Raw genomic sequence first — 11011 nt, forward strand, 5'->3', positions numbered from 1 at the left:
CTCCTTTTAAAGGAGTCTGCATAATGCAAGAAGGCCCTTTGCCTGCACAGCTGTATCAGGTGCTTTTCAGCCAGATACTGATGCCCCTGATGCTGACAGACAGGGCCTTCAGCCATTTTTTGGATCTCAATCAAGCGGCAGCCCGCCTGCTCGGGCTGCCTTCAGCAGAGATCTTCAATCTCAGTCCAAATCAGTGTTTACCAGATATTCATGCCGATCTGGACTTTCAGAATCCCTTTCAAAGTCTCCTGCGCACAGCGCAGGGAAACCTGCAAATCATGGTTTATCCGAGCGTACTAAAAGAATATCTCTGTCTGGCTTTGCTCCCACTGACCGAAGAACAGCAACTCCAGGCCGATAACCAACGCCTGCAAAACCTCAGCCAACGCAAAAGTGAGCTGATCGCCAATCTCTCGCATGAAATCCGCACCCCCCTGACCGCTATTTTGGGTTGGCCCGAAATCCTGATTGACTATCCCGGCCTGCCCGACAGGGTCTATCAGGCCGCCCAGGCAATTGAAAAAGAAGGGCAATTGGTCTATGCCCTGGTAGAGGATCTGATGGATCTGAGTAAAATCGAGGCCGGACAAATGCGTCTGGATATCCGGGCTGAAAATCTGAGTGAAGTGATTCGCAACGCCGTTGAAATGCTGATTGAAAAAGCCAACGAGAAAAAACAAATCCTGGAACTGGATCTGCCTGAAACGGATCTGATTGCTGAAATGGATCCGCTGCGAATTACCCAGGTCTTGCTCAATTTATTGACCAACGCCCTTAAATTCACTCCCGAAAAAGGCCATATTCAAGTGGCCGCTCGGCTTGAAGAAAATGAAATCCTCATTTGGATTCGGGATACGGGTGTGGGTCTGCGCAAAGAAGATCATGCGCTTATTTTTCAGCGTTTTCAACGGGCTGTTGACGCAGAGGCTTTTGACGGAGCAGGCATTGGGCTCTCACTGGTACAAAAATTCGTTGAACTGCATGGGGGCCGCATTGGGGTTGAAAGTGAACATGGCAAAGGCTCTACTTTTTGGTTTACCTTACCCGTTTCCTAGACTGTTCCGTCTAAGACCTGAGCGACCCCGGCTTAAAAAATACCCTTTTCAGGAATAACAAAACCGAGTAAAAAACTTAATATATTCATTCACTCAGAGTCAAAAACAACAACTATTTATCTGTCTGTTTTTAAAAGCTTCTCTTCTCAGCATCAGAATAAGCCTGTATAATCTTTTAACCTGCAATAAATCCTGCACCCGATAAGGCATCTCCCATTCTCATTTATTTCATATTCAGGTAAACAAACAGTGTCTTCAAAAGCTGAATCCAAACCAGAACAATGTCCACAGTGTGACAATATGACCCTTACCATCTTGCCTGGCGCAAAGCGCAAAACCTGTTCTTTGTGTGGTTATACTGGCCAAGAAACCATCAGCCGAGATGATGAAGAAGAAAATACACGCACCCCTTCTTTTCGCATGGTCTCAAACGCAGAGCTCTCACGCTATAAGGGCAAGAAAAAGGGAACCACCCTCCATCTGTCCTCGCTTATTTGGATAGCGCTCTTGGCAACAGCCGTCTATGTGGGTCTGCAATACTATTTTCATGAACCTGAAGAGCTTGAAGGCCTGCATCGCCTGGAGCAAAACTATCAAAATCTCAACCGCTACATGGCCAAAGAAGAACTCAAAGCCCCATCAGCGCGTCAAAAAACTCGCAAGGAGCTCAAACAGGATCAAAAATCTGTGCTTCGCCTCAAAGTCAGCCCTTGTCTTGATGTACCGCGTTTAAGTCTCATCAAACTCTATGATTATTATGATAAAAGTCTGGCAAAACCCAATTATAAAGTGGGAATGAAGTCTCGCTATGCAGTCAATACCGGCATGAGATTCATCACGGGAATTGAAAAATGCAAAGAGAACTATGAGCAAATCCAAAACAAACAGCAAGAATAAGCTCTTGGCTGCTCTTTGCTTGTTCAGCTTGTAAATCCAGGCTAGACTGAGTCACTTTCAAATGGAATAATTCTTTCAAACAAGAGAAGGTTGTTAAGCACTTATGTCTGACTCACTTCAACCCGCTCCCCGCAAAGTTGGTTTTGCAGTAAGAACAGGCGCACTTTTCGGCGGTTTTATCAACCAGTTTGGCTGGGCTTTCTTCGCTTTCTCCTTGATTTTCGTTTGGATTTTCAGTCTCGAAACGCTCTCGACACAGCTCAGGTTCAATCATCCACTGCAAACGGCCCAAGCCCGGATCATTGAGGTCAGATACGCCTCAGCCAAAGAAAACAAAGTCAAAGTTTACGCCCATGAATTTGCCTTTCAGTATCAGGGCAAAAACTATACAGCCGTTTCCTATGCCACAGGTCAGGAATTGCCCCTGAAAACGCCTGTTTCAATCGAATTCAATCCTGAAAACCCAGAAACCGCCCGGATGACCCAAGCCGGATTCCGTGCAACCACCTTTCATAGCTGGGTTGCCTATCCTGTGCTGTTTTTCCCCATTGCCGGTCTGCTTGTATGGGGGGCGGGTTTCAAACGGGGCTTGAAAATTCTGAAATTGCTCAAAAACGGAAAACTGACCACGGCCCGCCTGATCTCACAGAAAGAGACTGGAGCGGTGGTTAAAACGGGGAGCACAGAAGCCCCTATCTATCAGCTGATTTTTGGCTATGAAGTGCATGGTAAAAGTTTTGAAACAGCCCTCAAAACCCATGAAATCGAAGCGATTACCGATCAGTCTCTTGAAGAAATTCTCTATCTGCCTGAAAACCCAGCCAATGCCTATCTGGTAGATGCCATTCCCGGAAAACTGCTCCGTGAGCAGGGTCTGTTTCAAAGTACCCAGCCATTCAAAAACCTGCTCGCTTTGGCCCTGCCGCTGCTCTCGGCAGGTATGCTGCTCTTAATGGTTTTGAGCTTGCTTTAAAAGCACTCACAAAGCAAAGGCATGAATCGCCCAGATTTGCTACAATGCATGCACACTCACCGACAGGAAACGAACCATGCTGCGAAAAGTTCTCGTCGCCAACCGAGGCGAAATTGCGATCCGAATTCTCCGTGCCTGCCAGGAAATGGGCATAGCCACTGTGGCTGTTTATGCCGAAGACGACCGCCAGAGCAAACATGTACGTCTGGCTGATGAAGCCTATCTTCTGCCCGGCAGCCAACTCAGCGAAACCTATCTGAATATCCCTGCCTTGGTTGAAATTGCGAAAAAATCAGGTGCAGAAGGCATTCACCCTGGCTATGGCTTTTTATCTGAAAATGCAGCCTTTTCCCAGGCCTGTCGTGAAAATGGCATCGTCTTTATTGGCCCCTCCCCTGAAGTGATCGAGGCCATGGGCAGCAAACTGCTGGCCCGTGAACGGATGCAAAATGCGGGCGTGCCGATTACCCCCGGCAGCCCCCGCCTGAGCACCCTCGAAGAAGCCCAGCACTGGGCTGAAAAAATCGGCTATCCTTTGCTGCTCAAAGCCAGTGCTGGTGGTGGGGGCCGGGGCATGAAACGGGTCATGAACGCCGAAGAACTGCCTGAAGCCTATGCCGCCGCCATGCGTGAAAGCAAGAGCTATTTCGCCGATGATACGGTTTATCTTGAAAAACTGGTGACCCGCCCCCGCCATATTGAAGTACAGATTCTGGCCGATACCCACGGCCATGTGATTCATCTGGGGGAACGCGACTGCTCGGTACAGCGCCGCAATCAAAAACTGATCGAAGAAACCCCCGCCCCCCATCTGCCTGCAGAGGTGCGTCAGGTGGTTCTCAATGCCGCCGTGGCAGGGGCTAAAGCCATTGGTTATACCGGTGCTGGCACCTTTGAATTTGTGGTTCAAAACAGCCAGGACGCCTATTTCATGGAAGTCAATACCCGCCTGCAGGTCGAACACCCGATTACGGAGATGGTTACCCGCGTGGATTTGGTCAAAGAACAATTGCGGATTGCTTCGGGCTTGCCCCTGAGTTACAGCCAGGATCAAATTCATTTTGAAGGCCACGCGATTGAATGCCGCATCACCGTTGAAGATTCCCGCCAAAATTTCAGACCCGTTCCCGGCTTGATCTCGCTTTATGAAGAACCCGCTGGTTTTGGTGTGCGTGTAGACAGCATGCCCTACAGTGGCTACGATATTCCCCGCAGTTATGATTCCCTGCTCGCCAAATTGGTCACTTGGGCCCCCAGCCGTGAAGAAGCCCTGGCGCGCATGCAACGCGCTCTGAAAGAGTATCGGATTGAAGGCGTCACCACCCTGATCCCCTTCTTTCAATGGGCTTTGAATATGCCCGCCTTTGCCGAAGGCCATTACGATACCAGCTTTGTGCCCAGCTATTTTGAGCCTGGGCTTCTGCCCGAAGCCGCTCCCAGCGCCGCCCCCGAAGAACCCCCTGCCCGCCAGCGCGAAGTGGTGGATGTCGAAGTCAATGGCCGCTATTTTCAAGTGGCGCTGTATTTGCCTGAAGCAGGAGCGAAAACAGTCACAGCCACCCCCTCTGGCCAGACGGCACGCCCTGCCGGTGCGAAATCCAACCGCAAAGACAGCAATCAGGCCCAAATCCCCGCCCCCATGGCAGGAACCGTTGTCAAAGTTGCGGTTCAGGCCGGTCAAACCGTCGAAAGCGGTCAATTGCTCTGCATTATCGAATCCATGAAAATGGAAAATGATATCCTCTCTCCCCGCAGTGGCACCCTTAAAAACGTGGCGATTGCAGCTGGAGACAAGGTTCAAGCCGGAGGCGTGCTGATGGAGTTTGAACCCGCGTAAACTCCTTTTGATCTTTAAAACTCGGTAAAGGCTAGCAAAATTCAGCTCCTCAGAGCCTATAATAGCAATGAAGACAAGATCGGGAGGATGGAACAAGCAACCATGGGAGACATCAAGCGCCTGGGCAGTGGCTTTTCAATTTCCGCTGCGTCTCCTATTTTTCGCTCTTCGCTCTCACTGCCCAAGGTAGAAATGGGCGCTATCCACCTGCCTGAGGTCTCTAAAACCCAGGTTTTGAACCAAATGACCCCGAAAACAGCCGCAGTCGATCAGGCGCTCTTTGATTCATTTTACAACCTAGAGCAAACTCAATCCAATGCCGCCATGACACTTAAAACCCGCGATGGTCGCTCAATTCCCGCCTCTAAATACCTTGCCCCTGATGAACTGAAACAACTGGCTCGCTTGCCCAATTATTACCAAATCAAAATCCTGAATGTCAGTGCAGCCAAAGGAAGCAGCCAAATCCAAAACCAATTGCGCGCCAATATCAAGTCCGTGATTCAAGATTTAAGCAAAGGCGCAAATATTCAGTTTTCAGAGCAGAATCAACGCCAATGGAGCGTGCGCAACCTACTCGATCTGACCAACGCGATTCAGCAATTGCCCCTGGCCCACCGCAAACAACTCGACGGCGTCAATTTTGTCAGAGACAGTGAACCCGCCTTTGGCTATAAGGATCATGCCCCCGACCTGATGGAGAAAATGGCAAACAAAATGGTAGCCGGCCATTACGATCTGAAGAGCCGCTCTGTAATTCTCTATGATCGGGGCGTTCAGGACAGCTTTCCCAACCTGGACAGCGAAATGGAGCAAAGCATGCGCGCGCTCTCAAACTGCTCCTGTAATAATTGTGAGCCTCAACAACTGGATCCTGAACTGCAAAAATCGCTCCGTTCAGCCAGCCCGCAGGCCAAGCCGACAGAAATCCGCAACCTGCAAAGCATGCTGAACCCCTATTTAATTGGCAGGGGTCGGCCCAGTATTTCAGAAGATGGGGTCTGGTCGGCTCAAACCGAACAGGGCATTCGTACTGTACAGGCCCAATTACTTGAAAAATATCTCAACGCCAATGTCCCCCTGTCTTTAGCTCAAAAACAGGAACTGCAGCAATTGCAAGACTTGGCTGCCTCGCCTCAATTTGGCATGATTACCCGTGTCGTCAACCTGAAGGACCGCATGAAAAACCTCGATAAAATCTCCGAACCCCATGTTCAAAAACTACTGCAAGAGCTTGCCAAAAGCCAGTTTGGTGAAGCCTCCCTGCAATTTTTGCTGCGCGACGTTTCTGACGCTTTTCGCGCCAACCCCCAGGTTTCACGCACCGAAGAGGTCATGATTCATGAGATGGGCCACCATCTGCAACTGGGGCTTTCAAATGAGAACGAATATATTGCAGAGTTTGGCAAACTCTCCAGCTGGGTGGAACGCGCAACAGGCGAAGCCGCCGATGGCTATATTCAGGGCTCCAGCACCTCAGAGGACATGGTCGATGTGTATAACCAACTGGCTTCTGGCACCCGTCTGGATGAGGGCCATTATGGCCTGAAGCTGACCCCCCAGGAACGCAGCCAAGTCTTTGTAACAGAATACGCCTCCACCGATCCCATGGAGGATTTTGCTGAATCGTATAAAACCTATGTGCTCAATCCCGTACAACTGATGGAAAGCTCACCTGAAAAATTCTTTTTTATCAATGCCCTGCCCACGATTCAAAGCCGCAAAATGGGCAGTGGAGCACAGGAAAAAACGCATTACCAAAACAGCGCAGTGATCGAATATGCTCGCGCAGCCCTGCGCAATCAATACCGCACCAACCCGACCCAAGCCCAAGTCGATGGTTTTATTCGCCAACATTTTGAAAATATGATTGGCACAGGTGCTTCACCACGCCCCTTGAATCTTTCTGCCGAAACCGTACTGGCGATTGTCGATACCCATCAGGATCTGCTCAAAGCCGTGAATATGCCCTATATCTCCACAGAAAAGATCCGGGGCAAGGGAGATGCTGATTATACCGTCTTGCGCCAGATACACGAGCAAACGCTGAACCTGATCAAATCCCATGGCAGCGACAAAGAAGCCAAAGACTTTTTCTATGGCTTTACCAACCCCAATGAAATTGAAAGACGCTTTCCCAAAGCCTCAGCCACCATGCGTGAAAATCTGAAAGATCCGGCCTTTGCGTCGATGATGCTGGCCTTGGGTAAAATTGGGGGTTATGCCTCTGTCATCAACCAGGGCAAAAGCATTGATATGCAAGACCAGCAAAGTTATCAGGATGCCAAAGACTATTTCAGCACGGCGCTGAAACAACCCTCTGCCCTGCTCAGCAAACAGGCTCTGACCCAAAGTTACAATCTGCTGCGCGGCCTGAGCAGTGAAATGGTCAATCCTGAAGACCGCAAAATTGCACCCGCCCTGCAATTTTTTCGTACCTTGGAAGCAGATCCTGCCGCAGCTTTTCCGGAAGGCTGGTATCAATTCCCCGATGAATTCAAGGATATGCTGCGCAATCAGCGCTTTATTCAATCTATTTCAGGTGATGGCGGGCGCTACCTGCCCTCTGCGGAAGTCACCCGCGAGACCCTGCAAAAATTAATGGAAATGGTTGAATTCCAACGCGGTATTGAAATGCTGCGCAACGGTTAAAGCGAAGCTTCCAAGACTTCAGGCTCGGCCCGCAGAGGGATCTGCCTTTGGGAAAACAAACACTGCAACTGAAAAGGCGTGAGTTGGGTCATGCGCAAAACCTGCCCCAGATTCAAACGTTTCTGGCGATAGAGCATCAGGGTAATTTCAAGCGCCATTTCCTCTTCACTCATGCCCAGGGTATTCAAGGTCTTATCAGAGATCATCAGGCTCATTCGGTATTTCCCTTCAATTTGCAGTTCGCTGGCTCCCTTTAATTATTAAGTAATATGAAGTAACTTGTCAATTGGTAAAGTTGCGAAATTCCAGCAAATTCAAGCCCAACACTCATAACATGGTATAGGGGTCAATATCCACAATCAGACGTTGAACCTCAGCAGCATGACTGCGCGCCAATTTGCGCAAAGCAGGGCGCACATGCTGAAGATTGGGAATTTTGAGCATCATCTGCACCAGAAACAAACTGCGTATCCGGGCAATCGGCGCAGGCGTCGGGCCCAAAATCTGTAAATCTGGCAAATTCTCCTGCCGCAGCGCTTGCGCAAAGTGTTCAGCCACCTGCTGGGCCTGCTCCTGGCGAGGGTGCACAAAGACCAAACGCACCAGGCTGCCAAAGGGCGGGTAAAGCAAGTCTTTGCGCAAGCTCAGTTCTTCCTGCGCAAAGGCAGAAAAATCGTGGCGGATGGCATGGCGAATCGCCATATGCTCAGGGGCATAGGTCTGTAAAAAAACACGTGCAGGCAGATCTCCCCGCCCACCTCGGCCTGCAGCTTGGGTCAAGAGCTGAAAGGTACGTTCGGCAGCACGAAAATCGGGAAGATTCAAGGCCAGATCGGCCACCATCAGCCCCACCACTGTCACCTTCGGAAAATCCAGGCCTTTGGCGACCATCTGGGTGCCAATCAAAACGTTGGACTGACCCGAGCCAAAACTTTCAAGCAATTCCAAATGGGCGTTTTTATTGGCTGTGGTATCACGGTCCATGCGAATCGTGCGAGCCTGAGGAAAAAGCTTGCGAGTCATTTCTTCAAGCTTCTGAGTGCCCAAACCAAAGGTATGAATCGCCACACTTTTACACTTGGCACAGCGCTCAGGCATGGGGCAATGGTAATCACAATAATGACATTTCAAGCGCTCTTCACTGCGGTGGTAGGTCAAACTCACCGCACAAAGTGGACAGTGCAGGGTTTCTCCACAACTGCGACAGAGCACACTGGCCGCATAGCCCCGCCGGTTCAAAAGTAGAATCACCTGTTCATCGCGTTGAAGTGCAGCTTCAATTGCCAGCCGCAAAGGCGGGCTGAAAGCTGAAGCCTTGCTGCCATTAAAAACCGTTCGCATATCCACCACGCTGACAGGCGGCAGGGGTTGGGCATGAATCCGCTGGGGCATTTCAAGATAGGGAATCTCACCGGATTGGGCCCGCTGCCAGGTTTCAAGCCGGGGGGTGGCACTGCCCAAGAGCACCAGCCCACCCGTCAGCCACACCCTTCCCATCGCAAGGGTGCGGGCATCATAGCGCAACCCATTGTCCTGTTTATAACTCGATTCATGCTCTTCATCAATCACAATCAGGCGCAGCTTCTGAACCGGCGCAAAAACTGCCGAACGTGCCCCCACGACAATCGGTGCATCCCCATCGCGGATGCGCTCCCATTCATCGAGGTATTCCCCTTCTCCCAGGCCACTGTGAAGAATCGCCACCTGTTCTCCAAAAAAACCGCGCAGCCTTTGCAACATCATAGGCGTCAGGGCAATTTCTGGCAATAAAAAAATACAGCTGCCGCCCTGCTCCACCACACGGGCCATGGTATGCATATAGACCTCGGTTTTGCCGCTGCCTGTCACCCCATGCAAAAGCGCCAGGGGTTCAGGTTGGGGAGGGCTTTCAAGCAAAAGCAGCAGTTTGGCCAGCACCTGCTCCTGGGTTTCGGTCAGTGGGGGGCGTTCACTCTGAATCTTGCTGGAAAGTGAAGCCAGGGGCACGCGGCGCATGCGGGCATTGGAAATTTCAACCGCCCCTTTTTCTTCGAGTTTATTCACCAAACCCGCATTGGTTTCAGACTGATCCAGCAATTCAGCCAGACTGAGATAGCCCCCTGCCTGGCGCAGGGTTCGCAGCACACCGGCCTGGCGCGGCGTCAGCCCGGTAGGTTCACGCAGATAGGTCACAAACAGGCGGGTCAGGGGCTGTACTTTGGGCTGAATCTGGTCAAAGACCTCAATCAGACCCTCCTGGCGCAGGGTGTCCACCCAGCCCTGAAAACGACCTCCGAATTTGCGTTTGCAGCCTTGCCAGGTTTTCCAGCTGGGGGCTGAAGAAATCAGGTATTTGCCAAAATCAACCAGGTCAGGCTGCAGCAGATAGCGGCGTTCAAGCTGAGCCACAAACTCCGCCACCGATCCCAGGGGAGCCAGCAAACGTCTGACAGACCCCGTCAATTGACGGGGCAGAGCCGTAGACAATACCTGACTGAGCGAACAGAGATAATAGGCTGAAATCCAGTGTAACCACTTGAGAAAGGCCGGCTCCAGCAATTGTTGTTCAGAAATTGTCTGCAGCGGGCGGGTTTTCACGGGCGGGGGGGATTGATGCAAACGCACAATATAGCCCAAACGCAGACGGGAGCCGAAAGGAACCGTGGCCTGTTGTCCCAGACCGATTTCTGGCCGCAGGGTTTCGGGCACACTGTAGGTATAGATTTCCCGCTCCACATGGGCGGGCAGATCTTCAATCAAAACATCGGCATAGAGAACGGGTGGGCTTGCATGCATAATTTCAGTGTACCAGGGGGAAGCAAGGCCAGGATCAGGTAGACAGGTTAAGTTATACAAAAGCTGACTGATTCTTAATTTAAGCCCAATTTAATCAAAACAGCCCACAATAAAGACAAACAGGAATTAACTATTTATTAATTTTTACTTACCTCAATTATAAGAATGTTTGGCGCACCGCTTCACGATAATGAACTTATAAAGCTCAAGTGAAAAAAAATTAAAGAGGAATAGATTCATGGCAGGAAGTATTCAGTTTTCAAACCAACAATGGTTGACCCGCGCACTCGATAAAAACAATAACAATATCATGGACGAACTCAAGGTCGACCCCCGTGTCAAAGACAAGGTCGATACCGACAAAGACGGCCAGATCAGCCGCAGCGAATTGACTTCTGCCCTGCAGAATGATGCCGTTGAAATCAGCCAGGGCACGATCACCGAAAGCAAAGGCATGCAGATTTTTACCAACGGGCTCGAAACCCTGAAAAATGTCCATGCCACCGCCACCAATTCCTGGGGCCATGTGTTTACCCCCACCTTCTTTCAAGACGATACCCTGCCTGAGCGCTACAATAAACTCGTAGACAGCAACCGCGCCTATACTTCGGCCATCAGCCGTCAGGAAAGCGCTCTGCGCTCGGTGCGCGATATGACCGCCCATGCCAGCGATGCCACCTCCCGTGCCCTGAATATTCAAGCCAGCACCGCTCTCAACAGTGCCAGCTGGCGTACCTGGACCGGCACCTTTCAAGATTTGCTCTCCATGGGCAACAGCTCCGATGAAGGCACCGTGCGTCAGATGGAAATGGCAAATACCAA

At 50.7% G+C, this 11011-nt stretch carries 8 protein-coding genes; 6 read left to right on the forward strand and 2 right to left on the reverse strand.

All coding sequences use genetic code 11. The features are described 5' to 3' along the window. Positions 1-23 precede the first annotated feature (23 nt). The 5 genes from COW20_22880 (at position 24) to COW20_22900 (ending at position 7414) form a co-directional block, all read left to right on the forward strand. On the forward strand, positions 24-1055 hold the full coding sequence (locus tag COW20_22880; GenBank protein ID PIW44813.1) for a hypothetical protein: 1032 nt from the start codon (positions 24-26) through the stop codon (positions 1053-1055). 249 nt (positions 1056-1304) lie between these two features. Beyond that, positions 1305-1952 carry a hypothetical protein gene (locus COW20_22885; GenBank protein PIW44814.1) on the forward strand — a complete coding sequence of 216 codons (648 nt, stop codon included), beginning with the start codon at positions 1305-1307 and terminating at the stop codon, positions 1950-1952. Between the two features lie 103 nt (positions 1953-2055). Further along, positions 2056-2925, forward strand: a complete 870-nt coding sequence (locus COW20_22890) for a hypothetical protein (GenBank protein PIW44815.1) — start codon at positions 2056-2058, stop codon at positions 2923-2925. 76 nt (positions 2926-3001) lie between these two features. Further along, on the forward strand, positions 3002-4762 hold the full coding sequence (locus COW20_22895) for a carbamoyl phosphate synthase (GenBank protein ID PIW44816.1): 1761 nt from the start codon (positions 3002-3004) through the stop codon (positions 4760-4762). An 87-nt stretch (positions 4763-4849) separates the two neighbouring features. Further along, a complete protein-coding gene (locus COW20_22900; protein ID PIW44817.1) occupies positions 4850-7414 on the forward strand; it encodes a hypothetical protein in 2565 nt (854 codons plus the stop codon). Here the strand turns inward: COW20_22900 and COW20_22905 are convergent. Together COW20_22905 and priA are read right to left on the reverse strand one after the other, a co-directional pair. Next, positions 7411-7629, reverse strand: a complete 219-nt coding sequence (locus COW20_22905; protein PIW44818.1) for a hypothetical protein — start codon at positions 7627-7629, stop codon at positions 7411-7413. The two genes, COW20_22900 and COW20_22905, sit on opposite strands and share 4 nt — an antisense overlap. A 112-nt stretch (positions 7630-7741) precedes the next feature. Beyond that, positions 7742-10189, reverse strand: a complete 2448-nt coding sequence (priA, locus tag COW20_22910; GenBank protein ID PIW44819.1) for a primosomal protein N' — start codon at positions 10187-10189, stop codon at positions 7742-7744. Positions 10190-10427: 238 nt separating this feature from the next. On the opposite strand from priA, the gene COW20_22915 reads away from it, so the two are divergent. Further along, positions 10428-11011 (forward strand): hypothetical protein (locus COW20_22915; protein PIW44820.1); only part of this gene is annotated, 584 nt, incomplete at its 3' end.

Source organism: bacterium (Candidatus Blackallbacteria) CG13_big_fil_rev_8_21_14_2_50_49_14, assembly GCA_002783405.1.
Taxonomy (GTDB): domain Bacteria; phylum Cyanobacteriota; class Sericytochromatia; order UBA7694; family UBA7694.

Bases quoted from the DNA above. Each gene is read 5' to 3' on its own strand.
- COW20_22880 (PIW44813.1), top strand. From the start codon at position 24: ATGCAAGAAGGCCCTTTGCCTGCACAGCTGTATCAGGTGCTTTTCAGC.
- COW20_22890 (PIW44815.1), top strand. From the start codon at position 2,056: ATGTCTGACTCACTTCAACCCGCTCCCCGCAAAGTTGGTTTTGCAGTA.
- COW20_22895 (PIW44816.1), top strand. From the start codon at position 3,002: ATGCTGCGAAAAGTTCTCGTCGCCAACCGAGGCGAAATTGCGATCCGA.
- COW20_22900 (PIW44817.1), top strand. From the start codon at position 4,850: ATGGAACAAGCAACCATGGGAGACATCAAGCGCCTGGGCAGTGGCTTT.
- COW20_22905 (PIW44818.1), bottom strand. From the start codon at position 7,629: ATGAGCCTGATGATCTCTGATAAGACCTTGAATACCCTGGGCATGAGT.
- priA (PIW44819.1), bottom strand. From the start codon at position 10,189: ATGCATGCAAGCCCACCCGTTCTCTATGCCGATGTTTTGATTGAAGAT.